Annotated in this window: 21 protein-coding genes and 1 pseudogene; 7 read left to right on the forward strand and 15 right to left on the reverse strand. The window is 38.5% G+C overall.

Annotated features, from left to right (window positions below; genetic code table 11):
• Position 1: 1 nt before the first annotated feature.
• A complete protein-coding gene (locus ACVIJU_RS10750; RefSeq protein WP_456687565.1) occupies positions 2-1372 on the reverse strand; it encodes a sensor histidine kinase in 1371 nt (456 codons plus the stop codon).
• A gap of 302 nt (positions 1373-1674) precedes the next feature.
• Here ACVIJU_RS10750 and ACVIJU_RS10755 point away from each other — a divergent pair, with 302 nt between their 5' ends.
• Positions 1675-2982 carry a cell wall-binding repeat-containing protein gene (locus tag ACVIJU_RS10755; protein ID WP_412674572.1) on the forward strand — a complete coding sequence of 436 codons (1308 nt, stop codon included), beginning with the start codon at positions 1675-1677 and terminating at the stop codon, positions 2980-2982.
• Between the two features lie 447 nt (positions 2983-3429).
• Positions 3430-3609, forward strand: a pseudogene (locus tag ACVIJU_RS10760) (energy-coupling factor ABC transporter permease); the annotation flags it as partial.
• A gap of 161 nt (positions 3610-3770) precedes the next feature.
• On the opposite strand, the gene ACVIJU_RS10765 reads toward ACVIJU_RS10760, so the two are convergent.
• From ACVIJU_RS10765 to ACVIJU_RS10780, 4 genes are all read right to left on the reverse strand, one after another.
• Positions 3771-4616, reverse strand: coding sequence for a hypothetical protein (locus tag ACVIJU_RS10765; RefSeq protein WP_456687566.1), 846 nt, complete (start codon positions 4614-4616; stop codon positions 3771-3773).
• 308 nt (positions 4617-4924) lie between these two features.
• Positions 4925-6124 (reverse strand): CaiB/BaiF CoA transferase family protein, encoded by a 1200-nt coding sequence (locus tag ACVIJU_RS10770; protein WP_327856334.1) that lies wholly within the window; start codon positions 6122-6124, stop codon positions 4925-4927.
• Position 6125: 1 nt separating this feature from the next.
• Positions 6126-6923 carry an enoyl-CoA hydratase/isomerase family protein gene (locus ACVIJU_RS10775; RefSeq protein ID WP_327856333.1) on the reverse strand — a complete coding sequence of 266 codons (798 nt, stop codon included), beginning with the start codon at positions 6921-6923 and terminating at the stop codon, positions 6126-6128.
• A 351-nt stretch (positions 6924-7274) separates the two neighbouring features.
• Positions 7275-7940 carry a GntR family transcriptional regulator gene (locus tag ACVIJU_RS10780; protein ID WP_144598114.1) on the reverse strand — a complete coding sequence of 222 codons (666 nt, stop codon included), beginning with the start codon at positions 7938-7940 and terminating at the stop codon, positions 7275-7277.
• 748 nt (positions 7941-8688) lie between these two features.
• Here ACVIJU_RS10780 and ACVIJU_RS10785 point away from each other — a divergent pair.
• Positions 8689-9972, forward strand: coding sequence for an SLC13 family permease (locus ACVIJU_RS10785; protein WP_327848726.1), 1284 nt, complete (start codon positions 8689-8691; stop codon positions 9970-9972).
• Positions 9973-10232: 260 nt separating this feature from the next.
• Here the strand turns inward: ACVIJU_RS10785 and ACVIJU_RS10790 are convergent, their stop codons facing one another.
• Positions 10233-11246, reverse strand: coding sequence for a FecCD family ABC transporter permease (locus ACVIJU_RS10790; protein ID WP_456687567.1), 1014 nt, complete (start codon positions 11244-11246; stop codon positions 10233-10235).
• A 1-nt stretch (position 11247) separates the two neighbouring features.
• Positions 11248-12291, reverse strand: a complete 1044-nt coding sequence (locus ACVIJU_RS10795) for a FecCD family ABC transporter permease (RefSeq protein ID WP_456687568.1) — start codon at positions 12289-12291, stop codon at positions 11248-11250.
• Between the two features lie 127 nt (positions 12292-12418).
• Between ACVIJU_RS10795 and ACVIJU_RS10800 the strand changes: the two genes are divergently transcribed.
• Positions 12419-13396, forward strand: a complete 978-nt coding sequence (locus ACVIJU_RS10800) for an ABC transporter substrate-binding protein (RefSeq protein WP_340806238.1) — start codon at positions 12419-12421, stop codon at positions 13394-13396.
• A 1113-nt stretch (positions 13397-14509) separates the two neighbouring features.
• On the opposite strand, the gene ACVIJU_RS10805 is transcribed toward ACVIJU_RS10800, so the two are convergent.
• Complete coding sequence (locus ACVIJU_RS10805; RefSeq protein ID WP_144598111.1) at positions 14510-14713, reverse strand: Fur-regulated basic protein FbpA; 204 nt, start codon at positions 14711-14713, stop codon at positions 14510-14512.
• A gap of 1139 nt (positions 14714-15852) precedes the next feature.
• Here ACVIJU_RS10805 and ACVIJU_RS10810 point away from each other — a divergent pair.
• On the forward strand, positions 15853-16050 hold the full coding sequence (locus ACVIJU_RS10810) for a hypothetical protein (RefSeq protein ID WP_082829623.1): 198 nt from the start codon (positions 15853-15855) through the stop codon (positions 16048-16050).
• Between the two features lie 923 nt (positions 16051-16973).
• On the opposite strand, the gene ACVIJU_RS10815 is transcribed toward ACVIJU_RS10810, so the two are convergent.
• Positions 16974-17249 carry a 2TM domain-containing protein gene (locus tag ACVIJU_RS10815; RefSeq protein WP_094245893.1) on the reverse strand — a complete coding sequence of 92 codons (276 nt, stop codon included), beginning with the start codon at positions 17247-17249 and terminating at the stop codon, positions 16974-16976.
• 374 nt (positions 17250-17623) lie between these two features.
• On the reverse strand, positions 17624-17848 hold the full coding sequence (locus ACVIJU_RS10820; RefSeq protein WP_456687569.1) for a hypothetical protein: 225 nt from the start codon (positions 17846-17848) through the stop codon (positions 17624-17626).
• A gap of 361 nt (positions 17849-18209) precedes the next feature.
• Between ACVIJU_RS10820 and ACVIJU_RS10825 the strand changes: the two genes are divergently transcribed.
• Positions 18210-19355 carry an IS3 family transposase gene (locus ACVIJU_RS10825; RefSeq protein ID WP_339212396.1) on the forward strand — a complete coding sequence of 382 codons (1146 nt, stop codon included), beginning with the start codon at positions 18210-18212 and terminating at the stop codon, positions 19353-19355.
• Between the two features lie 211 nt (positions 19356-19566).
• Here the strand turns inward: ACVIJU_RS10825 and ACVIJU_RS10830 are convergent, their stop codons facing one another.
• Positions 19567-19842: a hypothetical protein gene (locus ACVIJU_RS10830; RefSeq protein ID WP_456687570.1), complete on the reverse strand. Its 276-nt coding sequence runs from the start codon at positions 19840-19842 to the stop codon at positions 19567-19569.
• Positions 19843-19961: 119 nt separating this feature from the next.
• Here ACVIJU_RS10830 and ACVIJU_RS10835 point away from each other — a divergent pair, with 119 nt between their 5' ends.
• Positions 19962-21155 carry an ISL3 family transposase gene (locus ACVIJU_RS10835; RefSeq protein ID WP_456687571.1) on the forward strand — a complete coding sequence of 398 codons (1194 nt, stop codon included), beginning with the start codon at positions 19962-19964 and terminating at the stop codon, positions 21153-21155.
• Between the two features lie 347 nt (positions 21156-21502).
• On the opposite strand, the gene ACVIJU_RS10840 is transcribed toward ACVIJU_RS10835, so the two are convergent.
• From ACVIJU_RS10840 to ACVIJU_RS10855, 4 genes are all read right to left on the reverse strand, one after another.
• Positions 21503-22507 carry a C-terminal binding protein gene (locus tag ACVIJU_RS10840; protein ID WP_456687572.1) on the reverse strand — a complete coding sequence of 335 codons (1005 nt, stop codon included), beginning with the start codon at positions 22505-22507 and terminating at the stop codon, positions 21503-21505.
• A gap of 186 nt (positions 22508-22693) precedes the next feature.
• Positions 22694-23842 carry a galactonate dehydratase gene (gene dgoD / locus ACVIJU_RS10845; protein ID WP_456687573.1) on the reverse strand — a complete coding sequence of 383 codons (1149 nt, stop codon included), beginning with the start codon at positions 23840-23842 and terminating at the stop codon, positions 22694-22696.
• Positions 23823-24503: a bifunctional 4-hydroxy-2-oxoglutarate aldolase/2-dehydro-3-deoxy-phosphogluconate aldolase gene (locus ACVIJU_RS10850; protein ID WP_456687574.1), complete on the reverse strand. Its 681-nt coding sequence runs from the start codon at positions 24501-24503 to the stop codon at positions 23823-23825. Before ACVIJU_RS10850 ends, dgoD begins: the two co-directional genes overlap by 20 nt.
• Positions 24504-24516: 13 nt before the next feature.
• Positions 24517-25476: a sugar kinase gene (locus ACVIJU_RS10855; protein WP_456687575.1), complete on the reverse strand. Its 960-nt coding sequence runs from the start codon at positions 25474-25476 to the stop codon at positions 24517-24519.
• Positions 25477-25749 lie beyond the last annotated feature (273 nt).

Below are 25749 nucleotides of genomic sequence, written 5' to 3' on the forward strand. Positions count from 1 at the left end.
CTTATACCTCCGGCAGCGTGATAACAACGTTTGTTCCTTTTCCGTATTCACTGGCGGCGTAAACCGTTCCTCCGTGCGCTTCGACGATCTCCTTAACAATGGCCAATCCGAGACCAGTACCGCCGCTTGTTCTTGATCTTGATTTATCCACTCGGTAAAATCGTTCAAAAATATGATGCAAATCTTCCTCTGGAATTCCGATTCCATTGTCTGAAACAATGATCACTATGCTGTTTTTCTCCGCTCTTGCTTCAATCGATACAACTGAGCCTTCATCGGAATATTTTAAAGCATTGTCCAACAAATTGATCATCACCTGCTCAAATCGCTTTTGGTCAATTTGGACGGTAATGTTTTTTTCACATTTATAGATAAGTGACATGTTTTTCTCATGAAACGCAGGTAGCATTTTGTCATGTAATTTCTTTAAGAAATCACACAGGTTGGCCGGTTCCTTATGGATTTGAAATGAATGTTGATCCATCTTTGCTAATTCAAACAGTTCCTTTACAAGCTTTTGCATATTCTCCGCTTCTTCATAAATAATGGACAAATAGCGGTTCCTCTCCTCTTCTTTTAGATTCGGCCTTCTTGCGATATCTGCATACCCTTTTACATATGTAAGAGGGGTTCGGAGCTCATGAGAAATGCTGGCAAGAAATTCTTTTCTTTCTTTTTTTAAATATTCCAAATCTCTCGCCAATGTTTGAATCGCTTCCCCCAGCTCCGCCAATTCGTCCTCCCCTTTCACTTGCAAGCGAACAGAAAAATCGCCTTTGCTCAATTTTTCGGTTGCCTGTTTCATACGAATAAGGGGATTTGTTATCACTTTTGATAAAAAAGCGATCGTCAAAATGGTTAAAAATACCGAAAGAAATCCAACCAAAACGAAATAATGCTTTAACTTATAGATCATTTTTTGAATAGCATCGGTATTTTGAAACATATAGACATACCCTTTGATCTTGCCGTCAATACGTATCGGGCTTACTGTCGCTATATGCGACTCTTTTTGCCAATTTCTTTGCACGATTATTCCGTCATGCGGAATCGTTCTGTCCATTGTATTTACAATTTTTTTGGCAAAAGGCAATATGTCATCGGAATAATACAATATATTGCCTTTCTCATTTGTAATCACTACATCCGTCACCGCTTCCGATTCCATCATCGTCACATGCTCCAGCGTGGAATGGTCAAAGTTTTTTTCCAGCACATCGCGATGGTTATTCCCTCTCGCCAATAGATGCTCAAACTCCTCCTCAATTCTTGAATTGACCAAAGTTATGTACAATGAGACAAATAAAATGATTTCGACTCCCAAAACAAACACGAAAAATAGCAGCCCTAATTTAAACGAAATTTTTTTCACTTTTTGTCCCTTCCTTATCAGCCAACTAGCTTTCTCTTCAAAAAGGAAAGCTCTTCGCCGCCTTTAACCGAACGTTCTGTTCTCATTTTTTCATTATATCATTTTCATCCAACGCTTATCTGTTCTCCCCCGTCCGAACTTTAAAACAGCGAGCGGATGCCAAATGCGGGCACACCTTTTTGGCGAGTAAATAATTTTCGCATAAAAAAAATTTACAGGATCAAAAATGGACCGTCTCCATCATTTTTGCACATTTTTTTGTTAAAACAGATGCAAAGAAAATGTTAGGAGGAGGAATTAGAATGAAAAAAAATAGTAAGCTGCTGATTTTTCTTACCGTTTTAACAGCTTTCATGCTCTTTTCTGCATCATGTTCCAACGGAAGCAGCAACGGCCATACAGGAGAACATACGGAAGACATGAATCATGAAAAAATGGACCACGAAAATATGAATGATCATGCCAATCATAACGGAAAAGACACTCAGAGCACAAAAAATCAAGACTTTTCCAAAGCGCCCGCACAATTTAATCCAAATGCTGAAGAAAGCTTAATTGTTCAAAACACGAAAAATATAACGAGAATTCCTGTTGCCGATCCAATTCGTGCATCCATTTACGTATCCCAAACCATTTGGCCTGCCACACATAAAGAAAATCAACCCGGAGCCGTTATTCTGTCGCCTGTTGGTCAATGGCAAACAACATTAGCCGGAGCTGACTTAATCCATCATCCAAATAACGGCCCGATCTTACTGATTCATCAAGATAACATTCCCGATAAAGTGTTGAGTGAAATCAAACGGTTAAATCCGACTGGGAACCGGAACGGCACTCAAATTGTTGTGTTAGGAGATGTTTCAAACAATGTCATCAACCAGTTGTCAGGTTATAAAATAGAACAGATCAAAGGAAAAAATCCCGCAGAATTCGCAAGAAATGTCGATCAAGCTTATGCAGAAGTATCCGAAGGCTATCCAGAAAGCGTGATCATCGTTTCTTCAGAGGATCAACATAAACTATATTCCATACCAGCCGTTAATTGGATTTCCCATATGCCTGAGCCTATACTGTTTGCTGCTGAACACGAGCTTCCTAAAGAAACGAAAGATGCGCTTAAGAAACGGAACAAGAAAGCAAACATTTATATTTTAGGACCAGAGAAGGTTATTTCTAAAGATGTAGAAAATCAATTGAAAGAATACGGGACTGTTCATCGAATAGCTGGAAATGACCCTGTAACCACTTCGATTGAATTTGCCAAATTTAAAGATAAAGACACTCAATTCGGATGGGGTATAACGGAACCGGGCCATGGTGTTTCTTTTATTTCAACAGATTCACCAGAGCTTGCTTTAGCTGCCGCACCGTTTTCACATCTCGGCAAACATGCACCGATGATTTGGTTAAACAAAGGACAGCTTCAACAAGAAACATATGATTTCTTGGCAAGCATCAAGCCAACCTTTCAAGATGACCCGACAACAGGTCCTTACAATCATGGTTTTATCATCGGAGATCAAAAACAAATTTCCTTTCAAACACAAGGAATTCTAGATGACAAGCTTGAAATTGCTCAGGAAGACGGACACGGGCATGGAGGGCATTAAGGAAAACCGGGCGTGAAAATTGAACGCCCGGTTTTCCTTAACTTTTTAAAGTAAATAAACAGCTTCATATGGTAAGTGTGAAAGGTCGCTTCCATTTAGCTTCCTGCTGTTTGAGGAGTTTTATATTCTTTCTGTCGCTGAGGACAAAGTCAATTCTTTTTCAAAATATCAAAAAGTGCAAAACCAAGAAACGTACAAGACACATCATCTGTTGTTAATTGTATATTTCCCTATTTATTGAAAACTTTGAGTATTCTTCACGATGAATAAACTGGCGTTTTCAATCAGCTAAAAATGTTTGAAAATGGCGGATTAACAAGAGATAAATTTGTGTAAATAATGATTGGAAAAAGAGAACAATAAATCCAACAACACTCATCGCTGTTGGGCCGAAAAGGAAGCTCCCAATCATTTCTATTCGTTTTTATCCCGGAACAGGCCATCGCCATGCATATTATGGAAGGTTTTCTGCCGATTGAATGGGCTTTATTTTGGTGGGGGGTTACTTTACCTTCTTTAATTATAGGCTTACTTTCTATTAAAAAGAAGCTTCAGGAGCATCCTGAATTCAAAATGATGCTAGGTTTATCTGGAGCATTTGCATTTGTGCTGTCAGCATTAAAAATATAATACTTTCTCTATATGAATTTATTTTTTCAATATGCCTTTTACTGTATAATCCGTTCTTTTACATTTGCCATTTTTATAATAATGACTGACTTTTTGATCATATGGCACCCCTTTGCTCAGCTACGATTACCTAATTTTGCATAACTTATCAGCCCAAATCATATGCGCGCAGTCCGGATCATTGATGCAGGATAAGAGTGTTCCATCGACAATTTACTGATATGAATAGTAATGCTATTTAACTCTATATTTAAAAACTTTAAAAAATCTTCAGCAACTTTTTGTTGAATCTTTTCTGCGATGACGGGTAATGCTTCATCCAATGGATAAAACATGGTGAGGGTGATTTTTATATTCGGCAGCTCGTTTAATGCAATATCTATCCGATGGCATTTTTTTACTGCTTCTACCGAAGTGCAGGCATGGGAAATGATTTGTTTTAAAACGTGTTCAGAAATGTGGATGGTTCCTTGATGAAACCGTGGTCTGATAATCGTTGTTTCACCAATCTCTTCTTTTTGGGTAGAAAAAATTTTCTTTCCCTTCATAATGATCTTCTTTAAAATATTTTGTTCGACTTGTACATATGGAATCGGAATAATATGTTTCCCCTCTGTTTTTCTCACATATAATGCCATGTTGATTTCCTTTGACGATCTAATTTCTTCAATTTTGTAATATTTGGTGATTTTTCCTAATTGCAATTTTTCCGCAATTTGATCAACCATTTTCGTAGACGTACCAATAATAAGAATCGAATGAATATCAAGTGCTTTAATAGCATTTTGGACTTCTTTTCGGTGATCCTCATAAAAAAAGACAGCCCGTTTAATAGCGGTTATATAGTTCTTTTCATATTTCGCTGAACTCCCTGCAGCTTTTCGCCCTTTATAAATTAACAATCCATCATCAATCATAGCCGGTATGTTTTTACTATGTGCGAAAGAAAGTGCGCTGGTGCTTTTTCCCGTGCCGCTGCGGCCAACAAGAGCGAATACGCGCATTGGGTGAATACCCCTTTCTTAAAAATCTTTCAACCTGAAGGAAAATGCCCGTAAAACTTAAAGGCGGGCCGGATCCGGCAAACCGGAAACTCTATTCTGTCTATTTACAGGAAAATTCAGTTCGTATGATAGCAAATGTTTGTTTCGGGACTCCGATTGTTATGAGGGATATTAATATTCATGAATTTCAAAAAAATAGGCTTTGGATCGAGCATCATACACAATAAAACAGAGGAAGCTTTTTTACTTGAAAAAACTAGCAAATTATTAAAATATTTTTAGTCGATTGTCGACTGAATTTTATCGAATTATACACATTTTTGTTGAGGAATAATAATCCCCTCTTTTATAAATGTTTCTATCTCTTCTTTACTGTAGCCCATTTGCTTTAGAACGGTTTCACTATGCTCCCCCTGAGCTGGAGGGACCGTTTTGATCCTGCCCGGTGTGCGCGATAATTTTACAGGTACACCAAGCATTTTTAAGATTCCGAGGGAAGGATGCTCCATTTCAACGACCATTTCCCTTTCCTTGATATGGACATCATTTAAAATGTCCGAAAGCTTATTAACCGGTCCGCATGGAATTTTCGCAGATTCCAACATGTCAACCCATTCATCTCTCGTTTTTCTTTTAAATATTTCTTCAAGTATGGAAATCAGTTCATCTCTATTTTGAACCCGGTCCGGATTCGTTTTAAATTTCCGGTCTCTAAGAGCTTCCACATCCAATACGTCAACCAGCGAATTCCAAAGGCTGTCATTTCCTACTGCAAGAATAAAGTGGCCGTCCGAAGCTTCAAAAACCTGGTAAGGCACAATATTCGGATGGGCTCCTCCCAGCGGCTTTGGATCATTGTTTGTCGCAAAATAGTTGCCGGCAAGGTACGTTTGCCAAGAAACCATCGTGTCGAGCAAGGAGACATCGATCCATTGTCCTTGACCTGAACGCTCTCTTTCCCAAAGTGCTGACAGAATGCCGATTGTTGCCCACATTCCTGCTCCGATGTCTGCCAAAGAATATCCAGCTTTAACTGGTGTACCGTCTGGTTCGCCTGTAACGGACATTAACCCGCCCATTCCTTGAGCCAGGACATCATAGCCAGGCTTTTTTGAATACGGTCCTGTTTGACCGAAGCCGGAAATCGAAGCAAGAATGACTCCGCGGTTATGCTGCTTTAAGATGTCATAATCAATTCCGAGCTTTTTTAATGTGCCGGGTCGAAAGTTTTCAACAACAACATCCGCTTCTTCTACCATTTTCAGTAAAATTTCTTTTCCTTTTGGATCTTTTAAATTTAAAACAACACTTTTCTTATTGCGGTTGACACTTAGAAAGTACGCGCTTTCATTTTTAATGAACGGAGGACCCCATTGTCTTGTATCATCCCCTTGTGGACTTTCAATTTTTATCACCTCGGCGCCTAAATCAGCTAATGTCATTGTGCAAAAAGGGCCGCTCAATATTCTCGTTAAGTCAATAATTTTAATTCCTGCAAGTGGCAGCATGTCAACCTCTCCCTTTAAAATTCGGTTTTCTTTTTTCTACAAAGGAACGAACACCTTCAGGAAAATCATTTGCGTCAATACTGGACGCCGTACCTGTATCCCACGGAAATGAAAGTGCCGGCTTATTGTAGGCGACAGATCTTTTAACAGCAAGAAGAGACGCCGGTGACTGCTCCATAACTTTTTTCGCCAAACGTAATGTAAAATGATCCACATCCTCATCATCCGGAACCATGTAATTAACTAATCCCAATTGACAGCATTCTGAAGCGTCTAGCAGTCGACCTGTATAAACTAAATCCATCGTCCGGCTCCCTCCGATCAGATCTGCAATCCGTTTTACAAACATTTGGTTTAACGTAATTCCCAGCCGTCCGACTGGGATTCCCATTTTAGCTTTAGATGTCCCAACCCGAAGATCACATGCTAAAGATAGAACAAATCCTGCACCTAATGCCGGACCATTTATAGCGGCAATGGTTGGCAACGGAAGTTTTTCAAACGTCGAAATGGCTTGTTCCATTAAGCGGAAAGCTTCGTGCGCTTCGTTAATCGACATTTGGCTAAATTCTTTCAAATCAGAACCTGAACAAAATTGATCCTTACTTCCGCGCAGGATCACCACTCGTGTTTTCGGGTTTTCAGGAATCAGCCTTCCGATTTCCGCCAGCTCCCTCCACATCCCCGATGTTATAGCATTTTTTAGGCGTGGACGTTGGATCGTTACAATGGCAAGCCCGGCACTTTCCTGAAGTATAATTTTCCCATCCGCCTCGACCTGACTAATCGTTACCCTCATTAAAAATCACCTATCTCTTGTCTTCATATTTTTTAACAAAACCATCAGGATTCCAAAAATGCTCTTCCTAGAAGATGGACGACTGTCGACAATCATCTTGTTACAACCATGATATCCCCTCATGTTATAAAAGTCAATAAAAATTCTAAAAATTTTAAATTTTCATTTTGTATTTGCTGAGGAAAACCTACTTATGTCATGTTTTGATTATGACCCAGTCAATAAGCTGAAAAATAAAAAAAGGAGCTTATATGAAAAGGGCTTCACTCCTTCATATGAACTCCCTAAAATCATGTATATGTTGTTCGTTTCAAGACATTTACAGCGCTCGTTGTTTTCCCTTTTTTGCTGCTAGTACGATTGTTTATTTTTCGTTTTGTTTTCGACCCTTTTAATTACGCTATGATTATGATTTTCAAGCAAAACAAGCGCTTCATCGATCAGGTTTTCCTTTAACAAATCTAAAATAATGCGGTGTTCCTTCAAAGACTTTTTTATATGCTCCTCTTCAAGAAACGATATTCTTTGAAGTACAAGCAAAGGACGTCCTAATCTCCAATACATTTCTTTAATAATTTCGCTTTTGCTCATTTCAATGATGAGCATATGAAACTCTTGGTTCAGATTGGCATACTGTTTTTCGTCATCAACCTCTGACATCTTTTGTACCAATTGCTCCATTTTCTTAAGAATTTCTTCATTTACCCCGCGGACTTTAATTCTTTTCATCGCAAGGCTTTCCAATACGATTCTCATTTCAAGAAGATCATAAACTTCATCTTCCGTATAGCCTTTCACAACAGCGCCTTTTCTAGGAATTCGCTCTATTAGCCCTTCATTTTCCAGCAAATAGAGCGACTCTCGAATAGGCGCCCGGCTCGTTCCAAACTCTTCTGCGTAAGTGGATTCAATAATTTTTTCTCCGGGCTTCAGCTCCCCCGCCATAATTTGGTTTGTTATTTTTTCCGCTATTTTGTGGGATAACGAATGATTGTAAAATAATTGATTATTTTTCATTCCCGCTCTTCCTCTCTATAATGTCGACTGTCTATTTTTTATAATCCTATTATAACTTGTTTATAAATACAAATCGAAAAATTCTGTAAAGTCGGCATTGTATTGGAAGATTTTCCGCAAATCTTTCGTTTGCTGCACTGTTCTAATTTATTCGAAATTTATAGAAGTTCTCCTTCCTCCATATATAAAAATTAATGTGATCCCCCATTATAAATGACTTCATAAATAAGAATATTCAAATTTTTATTACGAATATTTCATCGCTTCGTACATCCTGTCGACAATTGACAAAGATGCATATTTTTCATTTTGCTTTCGTAAACATTTTTGTAAATGAATAAATAGCTGTAAACAATTTGTGATGAATGAAAAACGGAGAAAAGGAGGGAATGTGCGAAAAACACTTTATCTTAATCTTATAAATGCTGTTTCTCTCTTTATTTTGCCCTTGGACCGCCTTCTAACAAATAGGATAAGCAGCCGATTTCCTTGTGAAGTCGCCGAAATGTTCAGGTATGTCATTCAAAATAAAAGCATACATTTCAATTATTTTTTCGAGAGGTGACGATTTATGATTTGAAATTATATTTTTCAGAATATTCAAATAAAAAGTCACCTTTTTTCTAGTCATTCATATTCTTATAATGCATTGTCGATCGTCGATTTTGTAAGCTGGGGTTTTTAGAAAGCGGTTTCAAATTTTTGGGATTTTCTATTTTCATTCCAAAGCTTAGGAGGAAAAATCAATATGAGTATTGAGCTCATTGGAATTATTGTGCTTCTGTTGATGTTTATTGTAGGTTCAGTTTTGCCAATTAACCTCGGTGTTTTAGGGTTCGTAGCTGCTTTTATCGTCGGAGTTGTATTCAGCGGATTAAATATTGACGACATTTACAGCGGTTTTCCGGCTGAATTGTTCGTCACTCTTGCTGGAGTGACTTATCTGTTTTCAATTGTTGAGAAAAACGGGACAGTTGATTTGATTACCGGATGGGGTCTTCGCCTAGTCAGAGGTAATCTAGGTCTCGTGCCATGGATAATGTTTTTGCTTTGCGCTATTTTAACTAGCGTCGGCACTTTGGGACCTGCTGCTATTGCGATCCTAGCGCCGATTGCGCTGCGTTTTGCCGCACGATACAACATTAATCCTCTCTTGATGGGGTTATTGTTAGTGATTGGTTCCACAGCGGGATCCTTCTCACTGCTTAATCCTTATGGAGTGATTGTTAACGGCGTTATGCAGGCAAGAGATCTTCCTCATTCGCCGGGGTTGCTTTTCATAAACGCTTTTATCTTCAGTGTATTTGCTTCTGTGATTGTGTTCATCGTTTTGGGAGGACTTCGGCTGCTAAAAAAGCGAACTGCTGCCGAAGAAGATGCAGCGTCTAGAGCTGAAGGGTCCTCCGCAAATGAGAACAATAAATCACAAGAAAATGGATTAACTTTTTACAAAGGCATCACACTTTTAGGGATCATCACACTCGTCGTCCTCGCTCTTATGTTCGATATCGATATTGGCTTTGCAGCGCTTGGAGTAGGATTAGTGCTAGCATTAATTGCTCCAAAGCAGCAAAAGGGCGTTCTATCACGGATGCCTTGGTCTGTGATTCTCTTAATAACTGGTATTGTCACATACGTAGGCGTTTTAGAAACAATTGGAACGATTGATTACATGACTGACTTAATCGCAAAAGTAGGAAATCCGGTAATCGCAGCCCTTGCATCGTCATACGTAGGAGGCATCGTTTCAGCTTTTGCCTCGACAACAGGGTTTCTGGCAGCTATCATCCCGCTGGCAGCACCCATTTTACAGGACCCGACCATTTCTTCCATCGGTGTCGTTTCAGCCATTGCCATTTCTTCAAGCATCGTCGATATAAGCCCCTTCTCCACTAACGGTGCATTGCTGCTCGCAAACGTACAAGGGGTAAAAGAGAATGTATTTTTTAAACAGCTTTTACTTTCTGCTGTTGTAGTCGTAGCGCTTGGACCTGGGCTCGCCTGGCTTGCTTTTGTATTAATTGCGGGATAGCATGGCAAACGATCATCCTTTCGCCGGCAGAAAACAGTTTTTTATAACGAACAAGCGCAGCTTCAAGCTGCAATAATGAAAAAAACGTTGACCGCTCGATCTTTTGGATAAAACAAACACCTCCATTCATCGAATTTATTTGATGCATTCGACACTGGAGGTGTTTGTCCCTTCCCTCATTTAACCGGGCCGCTTTTAGACAAATTCGTATAGTTTTTTTTGAGACGAAGCGGTGCAATGAAATCTTGCTGTATATAGCGTCAAATTGATTTTATTAGCAAATATATAAAATAAGGCGCCCCCAAAATGGAAACAACGATCCCGACAGGCAGCTCTGAAGGAGCCATGATAACCCGTCCTAATGTATCTGCAGCCAAAAGAATGAAGCTTCCTAAAGCAGCAGTCAGGGGCAAGCATTTCGAATGCTTTGGCCCGACTAGTTGTCTTGTAATATGAGGGGCAAGCAAGCCAAGGAACGTAATCCCTCCGCCAATCGCTACACAAACTCCTGCCAGTGTAACGGCAATGATTAATAAAATCTTGCGTTCTCTTGCAACGTTTATTCCTACCCCTGTTGCTGTTGAATCACCTAAAAGCAATATATCGAGAACCTTTGATTTATAAATCGCGATCGGAATAAGGATCAATAACCATGGTAACAGCGCCCACACATAGTTCCAGTTCGCACCCCAGATGGCTCCCGACAGCCAAGTAAGTGCTCTTGTAAAATCATTCGGTTCCATTTTCATTTGGAAGATGAGGATGCCGGCATTGAATGCCCCATTCATCCCTATTCCCATTAATAAAAGTCTTATCGGTGTAATATGTCCATTTTTTCGAGATAAAAAATAGATTAAGACGGCGGTAAGAAAAGCGCCTGCTAAAGCCGTTATGGGCAAAACATACACGGAAGCCCAGCCGTTCAAAAAGGAAGCTCCTTGGAAAAAGAACATATATAATACAACGGCAAACCCTGCTCCTGAATTAATCCCCAATATTCCCGGATCCGCTAACGGATTTTGCGTAACCCCTTGGAGGATAGCCCCTGAAAGGGAGATTCCCATCCCTACGAGCAATGCCATGAATATTCTAGGCAAACGGAATTGGAATATGGTCAATTCATTTTGATCTGTTCCATTTCCTAATAAGGCGGCAATGACCTCATGAAGAGGTATTTGTATATAGCCGGCATTAATGCTTATGATTGCGGTTATAATGATGAAAAAAATAGTTGAAAAAAACAATGTTTTGAAGTTTATTAATCTTTTTGACATGTTACACCCTCCCCTCTTTACGGGCTAAATAGAGGAAGAAGGGAACCCCTACAACGGCAGTTATCGCTCCAACAGGAGTTTCAAACGGAGCATTCACCATGCGTCCGACAATATCAGCCGCAATTAATAAAATCCCGCCTAAAACGGCAGAACAAGGAATAATCCAACGGTAATCCGTTCCGACTAAAAACCGTGTAATATGAGGAACGATGAGTCCGACAAAGCCAATCACTCCAGCAATTGAAACAGCTGCCCCTGTTAAAAGCAGCACCGTGACCGCTCCTAAAAATTTTACCACATTTGTATTTTGCCCGAGACTTTTGGCAGCTTCTTCGCCCAAGTTAAGGACGGTAATAGAGCGCGACAGTAAGATGGCCAGCAAAAGTCCGGAAATGACGAACGGCAAAAGAAAATGGACTTGGGTTGGTTGGACAGCTGAAACTCCTCCCGCAAAAAAATAGCTGATATCCTTTGCAATATTAAATTTAATTCCTATCGCAGTCGATAAGGAGGTTAGGAGTGATGTAATCGCTGACCCGGCCAAAGCCAGCTTCACAGGCGTCATTCCTCCGCGAGAAAGGGAGCTAATGCCGAACACAAGACAAGCGCCAAGACCTGAACCTATAAAAGAAAAGATTGATAGACCAAAATAAGAGATTCCCGGTAAAAATGCCAGCGCAATGGCAATGAGAAAGGACGATCCTGCCGTTACACCCATAATAGAAGGAGAGGCTAATGGATTCCTAGTCATTCCTTGCATAATAGCACCGGAAACAGCCAAGGCAGAACCGACGAGAATGGCTGCGACTGCACGGGGCAAACGCAATTCCCTGACAATGACATGAGCTTGATTGTCCTCTTCAAAGGCAAAAAACGCACCAAGAACATCCCGATAACTCAAAGCCGCAGCACCAAAACGAATCGAAATGACAACTGACAGAAATAGGCCAATGATGCCTATGAAAAGAACGATAAGAGCAATCCATCTATTTTTGCTTTTATGTAAAGATTCTGAAGCAGGTTTCGTATGTATCGTTGAATCCATAAACCATTTTTCCTCCAAATGATAAAAATTAAGATTGACAAAGTGGCAGAGATATATTTTAATTGAAAATGGTTATCATTATTGCTTCCCAAAAATTTATTTTATCATATGAGTTGGAGGTTTAGAAATGGTATTTCAGAAAAAGTTATTTTCTCTAATAGGAGCTGCGCTATTAGCTCTATCACTAACCGCTTGCGGTGGACAAGGAACCGACTCCTCTTCCGGATCGGATCAAGCTTCAAATGAGAATGAAAAGTCAGCAGAAACAAGAACATTAACAGATGGAATGGGAAATAAAGTGGAAGTTCCTGCTAATCCAAAAAGAATTATTGCCAGCTATCTTGAAGATCATCTTGTTGCCCTTGGCGTAAAACCTGTCGCACAATGGAGTGTAAACGACGGGAAAACCGTACAAGATTATCTGCAAGATGAGCTGAAAGGAATTCCAACCATTCCGCATGATCTTCCGTTTGAAGCAGTTCAAAAAATGAATCCGGACTTAATTATAATGGACTCCGCTAGCATGGTAGAAGGCGGAAAATATGAACAATATAATCAAATCGCCCCTACTTTTGTTATTGGTGAAGAAGATAACAGCGATTGGCGCAAAGAATTGAAGCTTATTGGCGAAGTATTAGGAAAGGAAAAAGAAGCGGAAAAAGCTCTAGAAGAATATGACGCCAAAGTAGCCAAAGCGAAAGAGACAATTAAAGAAAAAGTAGGAAATCCTTCTGTCGCAGCAGTCTGGTTAGTAGGCGGACAATTCTTTATCGTAAATGAAAAACTTTCAAGCGGTGCCGTCATGTACGGAGACTTAGGATTAAAAGTGCCAAAAGTTGTAAAAGAAATTTCAGCAAACTCAGCAGATAACTGGAGCTCTATCTCTTTAGAGAAATTAGTAGAATTGGATGCTGACTATTTGTTCTTAATTAATAGTGACGGTTCCAATGCAGCACCTTTAAGTGATGCTCTATGGAAAAGCATTCCGGCTGTAAAAGCAGGCAACGTTTTTGAATTTTCACCTGAAAAAAGCTGGTTGTACACAGGCTCTATTGCCAATTCGCAAATCATCGATGATATTCTAGATTCCTTAGTACAAAAATAATGAAAAAGGGTATCCATCACGGATGCCTTTTTTTGTTGGAAATTTCAACTGAGCGTTTTTTTCCGTTACGCCTTTCCGTAATGGCGAGCTGTCACAAACTTCAATGTTGTCAGAATTTAAACGTCTAATTCATATAAACAGCAGGCCATACAGCTGCTAGAAGATCAAATGAACTTTGTTTTTTGTTTTGCTATTTTCGGTCAAAACCGGAGTAGATAGATCACATCTCAGTGTGCTGATCTGAAAACGAAGCAAAAACCGAAATTGATTGATCACAAGTTTATCCTTTTCTCAATGTCTGGCCAATGAAGCCAAAACTGTAAGGTTGAAATTCATGGTTTTTGCCGGAAAATTCCCCCTATTTTTTATGTAATGGTTGACACTTCATTACATTAGTCGTTGAAAGTTCTTGTTTGCTATTTTCTATGTAATAACGCGCGTTTGCGATTTTTTAATGTTCATTTTCAAACTCAAGCTGATCTGCATTTGATTCAGGCTGCCGATGATGAAAACGGCTTCCCCTCTCAGTTGTACAAAATCTTTAAACCGTTTGAGGACGCCATTTTGTGCTTTGCAATAGCCTTTGAAGCCTTATTCCCCCCTTCTGAATAACCGAGCTCCATATGTACATTTTTTCTATTTTTCCTATGGCACAATCGGCATCTATATATGTTAAAAATTTAAAGGCGGATTTAGCGAAAATGAAGAACGCTGTTTCAATCGGCATCTATAATCCTTACACTAAAATGAAAAGCTAAGAGGCTCTTAAATCAAGATTTCCTCCTATCTCGAATCAAGAGCCTCAAATAATTCAGCTGGTAGTTTATTAAATCATACTAATACTATCTATATAGTAGTATTTAAAGGTGCAAAAGCAGATAGAAATTTTTACTAAAAGCCATTGCGTAAAATTTCGTTTTCGATAAATCCTCATTCAAAATTTTTGGAATTTTCCATAGCGTTTTGATTTGCAAATCACTAGCAGAATAATTGAGAAGGGTTGAAGACCTTTGGGAAAATTCAGTTCACTTACCCATGCTTTGAGGAGAATTCACTGTCCTTCCCTTTCCAATGTACGGGTTTAAAAGAATCATGCGTATTTTTTGATGAAAATTATATTTTTTTGCTCGTCCAACGAATCAACCCTGTTTCACTATGCGGATGGGAATCCCTTTGGGTTTTTTTATATTCATATTCTAATTCTGATAACGTTAATTTGCAAAGCTGCTCCTCATTCTTAAATGCATTTAAGACAATCAGTTTGTTGATCAATTTTTTTCTTCTGATTTCTACAGCCTGACGAAGAAGGTTACTCATGTGATCCTCTCCTTATCATAAAATTTTTACGTTTTTTTAAATGGTTATCCGATTTCGCTGCACCAGCTTTCTTAGTGCAAGTCTGATCTTGTTAAGACTATTTCATCCTCTGTGCCTTATACGGACCATTTATATTCCTGCTGCGAATTTAAAAACTAAGAGGCTCCCAAATCAAGAAAATCCATCTTGAATGGAGCCTCTAGTGAACCAGTCGGCGTTTTTAATTTTCCAGTAAATTTAACATTATATTAAAACATATTAATCCTACCTGTCAAGTAGAAATTTATGTTTTTATGAATTTAGGCATAAAAATTCTGCCTCATCGGTCGTTGATTTGTTAATGCCAAAGTACATATTGATTTCAATTATACAGTCCCGATCCATCCCGGGAAACAGTCCTTTTGAATGTGCAGTAACATGTTAAAATGTGAAAACCCGGACGGCCATCCTGACGAATGTACGGTAACATGTTAAAACCCTATTTCACAACTTGTATCGGTTGTTTCGGCAGGCTAAAAATAAAGCAGCTTACCGTTTTTCTTAACAGAAGAAATGCCGTTTTAGACGATAGCTTTTTTCTCTAAGCAATTATTTGAAAGAAGTGGAATTCCAATGCTGCTGTTAAAAAGTTGGGAAGTCTCCATAGCAATTTTTTGCATAATATGGCATAAAAGCGTTGGATCCGTGCTTTTGTAGAACAAAGAAATGAGCCGTTCACATTTAGCAATTTGCCGTTTAAATCATAATACCCCGCTCTGATGGAGCTGATAAATCGGTTACACGAAAACTTATAGCCCCTCACTTAATGAGTTTCTCCTGTCCTTAGTAAACATAATAACAGTTCATTTTCTCTTCTGTTGCTGAACTCTTTTTGTTCCAGCAGCTGGCAAATGGATTTGATCCCGATCATTCCAAATTTAGCTTTCTACATAAAGCGGGATATCTGGACGTCTTTTAACGTCAACACATCGAACAAAAATTTTTCTTCAAAATGCGTACTATGAATGCTCTTCCGATACCAAATATTACAATGTTTTACAATTAGATGAATTTTTTATATAACTTGTGATATTTGTCCGTTTCAAAAAGCCCTGCTAATACATTTAATGTATATAGATATTCTAGGAGGTGAGTTTCCAATGTTTGGTCATACTAGACCCATTATCTGTCCGCCTAAACATGTGGTTCGCGACCGTTTTATTCCACGTGTAGTTCCTTATATTCATCCAATTGTAAGGATTAATCGTTTCAATATTGTCAATGTTCCTAGACATATTTATAGACCAATTACAAGAAACGTAATTGTTGATCCAGGATACCCTTCTAAATGCTGCTAAATGACATTACAATGCGCCCTCTTTTATTAAGGGGGGCGTTGTTTTGTTTAAATTCCCTTAACGCCATAACCTCAAGAGGTTCCATCATTATTTCGCATTTCAAAAGTGCACTAATGTTCAGATTTTCATTGGAGACACCATAAATTAAACCGATACAGACCAAGCAACTATTCCTTTGCAAAATGTCGATGCGTTTATTGTGAACAAAGGATTTTTGTGCCCTCTGGATGTTTCAATGTATACAAAAGGAATTTTTCGTCTTCTGATTCGCCATCCTCTGGGATGTTGTCTGCGGCCATCCTCCAAGATCAGAAAGCTTTCTTTTTATCAACCCATTCCAACCTGTTTGCCCAACAATATCCATACTTTGAGTTAATCCCCATCAGTTGCAATACATCCATTTATATCCATATGATGAATGAGTCGACACTTTTTTATATTAGTTTACATAATTATTTTATGGGTTACTAAACTTAATCTTGGCTAATTTATCAGCTGCTGTTCGCTTCAACATTGATTCTGCAGCGGTTTCCAATCGATTTTAGCAGCGCTTTTGGCTCTTGCTCTTACCCGTTGCTTGTGCAGTATTTAACAAAAAGCTCCCTCCTTTGAAGTTGAGTTTTGAAGGAAAAGAAAAAGCACCTTTCAAAAGGTGCCTACACTTTTTTTCTAAATGCCCTTCTTTCCGCATATACTGCACATTCCGGACAAACTTTCATACTATTTCCGTTATGGTCTACATAATGATAATAAGTTTTTGTTTTTCGCTTACACAAAAAGCACCGCTTATGAAATAGACGAAACATAATTCAACTCTCCATACTGTAATGTTTGAAATGCACCTCACAGGGTGCATCTTTTAGATGTTCCATTTTAATACTCTCCACAAAAAAACGTTCGATTCCGAACGCTTTTAAAATGTTCTACCTGTCTTTTTCCATATATTTTTTTATCTTTTTTTCTTCCCATTCTTCCCCGAATATGCCAAATGCAAACGTTGAGGCGCCGTGTACTAAAAGCCCAATCCCCCAGCCAAAAAGCGGATATTGAAACCACCAATTACCGGGATCCGAAATTAAATTAAAAACAAAAAGCATAGAATTCACTAAAACATAAGAAATGAAATGCAAATAAAAGGCTTTCAAATTTTCCACTCTTTTTTTCGCCCTTAAATATTTTTCATCTTTTTCGACTTTCAACACCCCCCCTATATAGCTTAGTTTTTGAACAGCCTTGTTGCCACTCATAATGCTGAAAATATTTTCCTTCACCGTTTACATTTGGGAATGAGGCACGACAATTTCTAACCTGCTGTTGATTCGGTTTTTCATAAGTGTTGAACCGTAAACGCAACAAATTTGCTTAAGTTTCGGCATTTACCTCTCTTCTCCTACTCCATTCGACAAAGGGGTAATTTTTCCTTCTTTAAACAATAAGGATTAACAAATTTTTTGCAGGAAATAGGCGAATAAAAGCTTCAAAAAAATATGGGTCACCATTCAATGAAATCGTTTCACAAATGAAATGCACACCACAAAGCTCTCAGCAGGATGGATGAAATGAGCTTTTTCATCTAGAGAGGCCAGAACAAGAAGGTTGGAGCTGAATCGCCATTGGCTAACAAGTACATCCAGTAGCATTCTTTTGAACAATCTTTTTCTGTCAAAGCGGCAACCGTACCGGCATCCAAACCTTTAATTTGCAGCGCATCTTTCACTGAAACAGGGTGTGGCGCCTTAAACAGCTCTTTCATCATTGGAATGTGGGTCATCCATCTAATCATGAAGGAAATGGTCAATTTTCAAACTTCCCAGCAGGATTTACATCTACAATTATGGGGATCGTGATGCCATGCCTGTATCTAGAAGACAAGGAAACACCTTGATCATATTTCATAAGCAAATACCTGCATCAATTTTACTGTTTTGAACATCATATCGGCACAATATTTTTATATCTCAAATGTATCATATGACCGCCTCAAAGTTTTTTATTCCTTATTTTTTAACAGCGGGGTCTATAATGGGAGCAATTGGTAGGCATCAAACGTAAAGGCCTTTAGTTTGGTGTTGCAATTCCTTGTAGGTAAGATAAAAACGGTATATAATGCTCCCATAAGGTGAGACACATGAGCGTGATAAATAAGTTATAATGATACCATGAAAAAAAGAAACCGATATACCGCAGAATTTAAAGCTAAGGTGGTTCTTGAGGTGTTGCGTGAAGAGCAAACCGTCAATGAAATAGCCGCCAAATATGAATTAAGCCCAGTCATGGTCAGTCGTTGGAAAGCAGAATTTCTAGAACGATCCTCGATGGTCTTTGAAAAAGGCTCAAGCGAAGTGGATAAAATCCGTAAAGAATATGAGGCCAAACAAGAAAATTTAGAGAAATTGGTAGGTCAGTTAACGGTTGAAGTTGACTGGCTGAAAAAAAATCTGGGCTCAAATAAGTCTGTTGACGAACGAAAGGCTATGGTCGAATTCAATCACCCATCGATCAGCATCAAGCGTCAGGCACAGTTATTAGGTATTCATCGTACTAGCGTGTATCGCCAATCAAAGGGGCAAACAGAAAGCTCAGAAAACATCATGCTCATGCACGAAATGGATATGCTTTATACAGCTCATCCCTACTTTGGCTACAGGCGCATGACTGCGAAACTTCGTGAGAAAGGATTTGATGTGAATCATAAACGCGTACGCCGTCTCATGCGCCTTATGGGTATACAAGCTATTTACCCTAAACCCAACCTTAGTAAGAGGCTACATGCCAAGTACTGCCGGCCTTACCTGCTCCGTGGATGGGAGATCACCCGTCCGAACCATGTATGGGGAGTGGATATCACCTACCTTCGTATGGGACGGGGCTTTATGTACCTGTTTACCATCATCGACTGGTTCAGCCGCAAAGTGATCGATTACGAGTTATCTAGTACGCTGGAGAAAGGATTTGTCATCGACTGTCTGAAGCGGGCATTGCGTCATGGTAAGCCGGCCATCATCAATAGTGACCAGGGCAGCCATTTTACAAACGCTGACTATCTCGGGCTGTTGAAAGAGTATGGCATCCAGGTATCAATGGATGGCAAAGGACGAGCAACAGACAATAGTCGTACGGAACGATTCTTTAGAGCTTTAAAGTATGAATGTATCTATCTCAATGAATTCGAGAATCCTAAAGAGTTGCGAAAAGGCATTCGACGCTATGTTACGTTCTATAATACAGACCGACCTCACCAATCCTTGGACTATTTGACGCCAGCAACAGTGTACAAGCAACCTAAGATGGCTCAAGCATCCTAACCATCGAACGTGATGAGAGGCTTTATATGGAGAGACGGGCATGATAGGCTGTTTTAGCCATGCGATGTTATCTGTCCATCGCTCCAGCGCAAAAAATCGTGCCCGTAGAGGCTCCATGTCAAGCCTTTTTTGCACACGCACCACATTCATAGCGAAAGGAGAGAATGGATAACTTAAATATTATCAATTTGTGTCTTGACAAAGGGGTGCATTACACTTGTTCAGTAAAACTTGAAATGTTATTTTCAATTTTATCTTTCATATCTGCAACCGTGTTATTTATCTTATAATCCAATATTAGAAAATAATAATACTCCACTTGATCAGCCTTGCCTGGATTCTCCAGCTTCATAAATACTTTTTTTATTTTTTCTAACCCCTCTGAATCACCAATATATTCCATCATATTATAAAGAAAATATAAATCAAAAAATGAACGAACCTTATTAATTTCTTCTATTGAGAATAAACTATCTTTTTTTAACATTGATAATAAAATCTTAGATTCATCACCACATTTTGTGATTTAACCCAAAAAATAAGGAAAACACTCACGAATTCCTGGCAATAATGTTAGCGTGACTTAACATAACAGGAGATTCTAAAGTGTTTTCCGTATCACTAGATTTGCCAGAATTTGAAGTTGTTAAACAAGTGTTTCTTGAAGATTGCAATTTGTTACATGTCGAGAAAAATACTACAGAAGAACGCTGTTCTTACTGCGGTTTTTTTTCTAGTCATGTCCATGACTGGCGGACAAGAAAGGTTCGTGACTTGTCCGTATTAGGTAAGCCCCTTTTCTTATTTGTCAGAGTGTATAGATACCGTTGTCACAACTGTAATGAGGTATTTTCACAAACATTTGAATCTATCAGTCCTAATAAGCATCAGACCAATCGGTACAGAGAATATCTGTACGAAATGTGCATTGGCTCTACTATCCAAGAAGTGAGTCGAAAGGAAAAAATACCTTATACAACTGTTGAAAGAATATTTTATTCCGTTGCTAAAGAAAAAGAGAAGGAGCATTTAGAAACTCTTGAAAGTGTTTTAGAAAACAATGAATTAATCCTTAGCCTTGATGAGATCGCTGTCCGAAAGGGTCACCGATATGAAACAGTTCTTATGGATACCCAAACCGGGAGTGTGCTTGGTATGGAACATCAACGGAGTTATCATTCAACTCAGATCTTACTTGCCAAGAAGATTCTGTCTAATAAATGTGTTCATACCGTTGTTATGGATATGTGGGATCCCTTCCATAAAGCTGTTAAATCTATATTCCCAGAGGCCTGTATCGTCATTGATAAATATCATGTGGTGCAAAAGGTGACACATGCACTTGACCAAGTTAGAAAGAAAACTCCTGGACTAAAAAAGGGACGGTTTAAACTCTTGAAAGGTTCTGAAAAGTTAACGGCTAATGAAAAACAACAATTAGATGAGATGCTCAAAGAGCATTCAGAATTGTCATATGCCTATTTTCTAAAAGAACTCTTTAGAGAAATATACCAAGTGAATGACTATGATACAGCTGATTCACTCTTAGAAGAATGGATTCAACTCGCATGGAGCAGCCCATTTCCTTCATTTCATCAAGTTGCCAAGACGATAGAAAATTGGAAGGCACAAATTTTACAATATTTTCTTACACCTTTTACGAATGGCCGGATTGAAGGTACAAACCATAAGATTAAGAACATCAAAAGACGTGCTTTTGGCTTCAGAAACCTTGAAAGATTTCGGCTACGTGTATTTTTGGAATGTACAGGTAAAACTTATAAAAATCAGGTTGCTTAACCATGCCCTTCATCAGCTTTCCGCATTGTAGTTGGTAGAATGGAATCCGTCAAGGAAAGCACTTGACCGCTTCCATTCTACCCACTTAGTGGTCTGCAAGCTGACGAAGGAGCTACTCTAGATTGAGTATCAATCTCGCTAACTTATTTCCGGAATTGTGTGAACATCACAGAATATGGTGATGAGACTTTATTTTTAAATGGACATGGCATTGGATGAACAGAATGGCGATAGTACTAAAAATACCATCACCATTTGTGTTTAGATGAAATTCTTTTACAATATATAGGATATAGGATAGGAATCTCTTTGCTTCTTCACTGTCAAGGCGCATACTATGAGTTTTATTATACGTATAATTCCTTTTCTTTCAATTGTACTTTCTCTTTCACGCTAGGGTTCACTAAATATTTAGGATAATATCCCGATAACACATCTGCAACATTTTGGGCAGTTTTTCGTTTTAATTCAATTTCAGATTGTTCAGAGTACCAAGCAACATGTGGCGTTATAATAACATTCTCCATTTTAAGAAGTGGATTATCCGGTTGAATCGGCTCATATTCTGTAACATCTAGACCTGCACCAGTAATCTTGCCAGCCTGCAAAGCACGGATTAAAGCAGACTCATCAATAACTGGACCGCGAGCTGTATTTATAATAAAAAGATCTTTTTTCGCCAAATTCAATTGTTCATCGCTTATCAGACCTCTAGTATCTTTGGTCAGTGGCGCATGAACAGAAATGTAGTCAGATTCTTTAAATAAATCGTTTAGTTCTACTAATTTAATATTTAATTGATTCGCTACTTCCTGCGGAATATATGGATCATAAGCAATGATGCTTAAACCAAAAGATTGTGCTTTTTTAGCTAATGCCTGTGGAATTCTTCCTAGCCCTACCAGTCCTAGTATTCTGCCACGTAATCTAAAAATCGGCTTTCCGAGATTAAAATTCCAAACTCCATTTTTTACTTCACTATTTAACTTCACCACCTTCCGTGCTAATGCAAGCAATAATGCAAAAGCATGGTCAGATACTTCATCGACTGAATAATCTGTTACGTTTCCGACAACAATACCTTTTTGAGTAGCCGTATCAACATCGATGGTATTAACTCCTACCCCATATCGTGAGATAACCTTGCAATTTTCTAAGCTTTCAATTACTTTTGTTGAGATAGGAGCGTATTGATTAATAATTGCATCGGCATCTTTGCACACAGCAATTACCTCTTCCTCCGTATGACACTGTGCAGCTACGAACTCTACATCTAATAAAGAAAGTACTTCTTTTTCAGGAGCTAGCGTTTGAAATTCATAATCAGTAACTACCACTTTAAATTTTTTCATTTTTTCTCCTCCTAAATCTATGTATTTTTCAATCATTTTGCTTATTTATTACACCAAATAAATCAGACAAGTAATATATACTATTTCATATTCAGATTTAAGCATAATCAATGCATAATAAGTCGAAATTTTACAATATTTCCTTCTTTTAAAATACTCCTCTACCTAAAAGGCTAAAATTTATATTTACCATTCAGCAACGGAACCATCTCTATGGCGCCAAACAGGATTTTTCCAATCGTGTCCTATTTCTGACATTTTTCCTACATACTCTTCGTTAATTTCTATACCTAGCCCCGGTCCCTGTGGAATTTTGACATATCCATTTTTGTATTCAAACACAGAAGAATCGACTAAATAATCTAAGAGATCATTTCCTTGATTATAATGAATGCCAAGGCTTTGTTCTTGAATAAAAGCATTATAGGATACTGCATCGACTTGCAAAGAAGCGGCCAAGGATATCGGACCTAACGGACAATGAGGAGCTAGTGCAACATCATAGGCTTCAGCCATCACAGCTATTTTTCGCACTTCAGTAATTCCACCTGCATGAGAAAGATCAGGCTGAATAATATCTACATATCCCTCAGATAAAATCGTTTTAAAGTTCCAGCGGGAAAACATTCTTTCCCCTGTTGCAATAGGAATGTTAGAATGCATAGCAACTTCACGTAATGCTTTATTATTCTCAGGTAATACAGGTTCCTCGATAAACATAGGGTGGTATGGTTCCAGTTCTTTGGCTAAAATCTTTGCCATTGGTTTATGGACACGCCCATGGAAATCAATACCTATATCGAAATCATCACCAACAACTTGTCTGATGGTTGCAACCCTTTCAATCGTTTCATCAATCTTTTTATGAGAATCAATAAACTGAAGCTCTTCGGTAGCATTCATTTTTACAGCTGTAAAACCTGCATTTTTCGCATTTTTTACTGCTTCAGCAACATCGCTAGGACGGTCTCCCCCAATCCAACGGTAGATACGAATCGAATTACGAACCGGGCCACCTAGCAATTGATGAACGGGGGCATTAAAATATTTTCCTTTTATATCCCAAAGCGCTTGATCAATTCCCGATATAGCACTCATTAAAATCGGACCTCCGCGATAAAATCCACCTCGATAAAGAACGGTCCAGTGATCTTCAATCTTCAAAGGATCTTTTCCTATCAAATATTCGCTTAATTCTTCTACCGCTGTTTTTACCGTATTTGCCTTTCCCTCTATAATCGGCTCACCCCAACCGACAATTCCTTCATCAGTACTAATTTTCAGGAATAACCATCTAGGTGGAACGATAAAAGTTTCAAATTTTGTAATCTTCATTTTGCACTTTTTCCTCCAAATCAACAGTTTTTCGAATTTCCTCGATAAACTTTTGTGCCTTTTCTTTCAAAAGATCAAAGCGTCCCTCCTCAATTGCTTGTTTATTAAGCAATGTACTTCCTACTCCTACCGCTACGGCACCATTTCGTATAAACTCTGCCACATTGCCTAAAGATACTCCACCAGTCGGCATCATAGGAATATGTCCTAAAGGCCCTCTTAGTTCCTTAAAGTATTTCGGTCCCAAAATACTAGCTGGAAATACCTTTAAAAGATCGGCACCAGCTTGATATGCTCTTACAATTTCTGTTGGTGTCATGACACCAGGAATGGAAATTTTACCATATCGATTAGCTAAACAAATCGCTTCCTCATTAAATATAGGTGAAAAGATAAAATCTGAACCTGCCTCAATCGCCCTTTTAGCCGTTTCTGCATCAAGTACTGTTCCAGCACCAACTATTGCTCGTGTTCCAAACTTTTCTTTAAGGCAAGCGATTATTTCAAAACTGCCGGGAGTATCTACTGTAATTTCTAGCGCCTCTACCCCGCCTGCTATCAATGCTTCTGCAATATGGAAAATTTGTTCTTGCTTTGGTTTTCTAATGACTGCCACCAACTTAGATTTCTTTAAGCGATTTAAATTTGTAATCTTTTCCACAACATCCTCCCCCTTATCGTTTTACATCTTGTAAGCTAATAACACCTTTTATAAATTCTTCCAATTCCTCGCTTCTAGGCAGTCCTTCAACATCTCCACTCATCCCAACAGCCATAGCCCCGACTGCATTTCCACGTTTCACCGCCGAATAAATAGATTCATTCCTTAAAATTCCACTTATTACCCCCGCTGCAAATCCATCACCAGCTCCAACCGGATCTACTATTTGAGAGACAGGGAATCCTTCCACATAACCACTTTCATTTTTCGATTGATAATATGCACCCTTTTTACCTATTTTGATGATGACAGTTTTTTCTTTTCCGAAAAAATCCGCAATTTCCTCAGGTGTTTTTCGCCCCGATAATATCTCCCCTTCATCCAATCCTGGTAAAATAATCTCGGCTTCTTTTGCAATTTCTAATAAAACCGATTTCGCTTTTTCCTTATCCCAAAGCTTTAATCGGATATTCGGGTCAAAAACAATTTTTACTTCATTCTTCTTAGCAATTTCGATAGCTTTAAAAACTGTCTCCCTGCAAGTTGGACTAAGTGCAGGGGTAATTCCCGTTAGATGAAGGATCTTTGCGCTAGCAATATAATCTTCATCAAGGTCATCAGGAGATAATAAACTAGCAGCAGAGTTCTTGCGATAATAATATACTTTTAAATTTGTAGCCGAGTATTTTTCCTTAAAAAAAATACCTGTAGGAGCCTCATCAGTATAAATACATCTAGAAGTGTCTACCCCTTCACCTCTAATAAATTTATGAATATATCTTCCAAAAGGATCATTACCTAATTTGCTAAACCAGCCGACCGAGTGTCCTAGTCTTCGCAATCCAATAGCTACATTAGATTCTGCCCCTCCTATTTGTTTATAAAATCGATCATTATACTCAAGCGGGAGCATAAGTTCAGAGGTAAATAAGACCATTGTTTCCCCGAATGTTACAACATCAAGTTCTTTCACGTTAAGCCTCCCCTTATTACATCTTATTTACTGTTAATTCAAAAAGTTTTACTAAATAATTTCTGAAATACATAGAAGCAAAGGTAGTGTAATTTGATGTTCCGAGGTATGAATGTTTGGCTCTTTTGACTTTCAAAATCAACTCAAAATCTTGCTTTAACAGCCGAAAAATAAAAACAGCAGTTCGAACCATTCCAAGAAAAACTTAATGAATGAAATGTCCTTAATAAATTTAAGTTAATTTTAAATAGTATTACTATTAATAATATTCGT

This window comes from Aeribacillus sp. SP014, from assembly GCF_054055575.1.

What these genes read in the sequence shown, in the direction of transcription:
- ACVIJU_RS10790 (WP_456687567.1), bottom strand. Translation starts at nt 11,246, where the DNA reads ATGTCAAAAAGATTAATAAACTTCAAAACATTGTTTTTTTCAACTATT.
- dgoD (WP_456687573.1), bottom strand. Translation starts at nt 23,842, where the DNA reads ATGAAGATTACAAAATTTGAAACTTTTATCGTTCCACCTAGATGGTTA.
- ACVIJU_RS10780 (WP_144598114.1), bottom strand. Translation starts at nt 7,940, where the DNA reads ATGAAAAATAATCAATTATTTTACAATCATTCGTTATCCCACAAAATA.
- ACVIJU_RS10800 (WP_340806238.1), top strand. Translation starts at nt 12,419, where the DNA reads ATGGTATTTCAGAAAAAGTTATTTTCTCTAATAGGAGCTGCGCTATTA.
- ACVIJU_RS10770 (WP_327856334.1), bottom strand. Translation starts at nt 6,124, where the DNA reads ATGCTGCCACTTGCAGGAATTAAAATTATTGACTTAACGAGAATATTG.
- ACVIJU_RS10825 (WP_339212396.1), top strand. Translation starts at nt 18,210, where the DNA reads ATGAAAAAAAGAAACCGATATACCGCAGAATTTAAAGCTAAGGTGGTT.
- ACVIJU_RS10805 (WP_144598111.1), bottom strand. Translation starts at nt 14,713, where the DNA reads ATGAGTAACCTTCTTCGTCAGGCTGTAGAAATCAGAAGAAAAAAATTG.
- ACVIJU_RS10755 (WP_412674572.1), top strand. Translation starts at nt 1,675, where the DNA reads ATGAAAAAAAATAGTAAGCTGCTGATTTTTCTTACCGTTTTAACAGCT.
- ACVIJU_RS10785 (WP_327848726.1), top strand. Translation starts at nt 8,689, where the DNA reads ATGAGTATTGAGCTCATTGGAATTATTGTGCTTCTGTTGATGTTTATT.
- ACVIJU_RS10795 (WP_456687568.1), bottom strand. Translation starts at nt 12,291, where the DNA reads ATGGATTCAACGATACATACGAAACCTGCTTCAGAATCTTTACATAAA.
- ACVIJU_RS10810 (WP_082829623.1), top strand. Translation starts at nt 15,853, where the DNA reads ATGTTTGGTCATACTAGACCCATTATCTGTCCGCCTAAACATGTGGTT.
- ACVIJU_RS10765 (WP_456687566.1), bottom strand. Translation starts at nt 4,616, where the DNA reads ATGCGCGTATTCGCTCTTGTTGGCCGCAGCGGCACGGGAAAAAGCACC.
- ACVIJU_RS10830 (WP_456687570.1), bottom strand. Translation starts at nt 19,842, where the DNA reads ATGTTAAAAAAAGATAGTTTATTCTCAATAGAAGAAATTAATAAGGTT.
- ACVIJU_RS10840 (WP_456687572.1), bottom strand. Translation starts at nt 22,507, where the DNA reads ATGAAAAAATTTAAAGTGGTAGTTACTGATTATGAATTTCAAACGCTA.
- ACVIJU_RS10775 (WP_327856333.1), bottom strand. Translation starts at nt 6,923, where the DNA reads ATGAGGGTAACGATTAGTCAGGTCGAGGCGGATGGGAAAATTATACTT.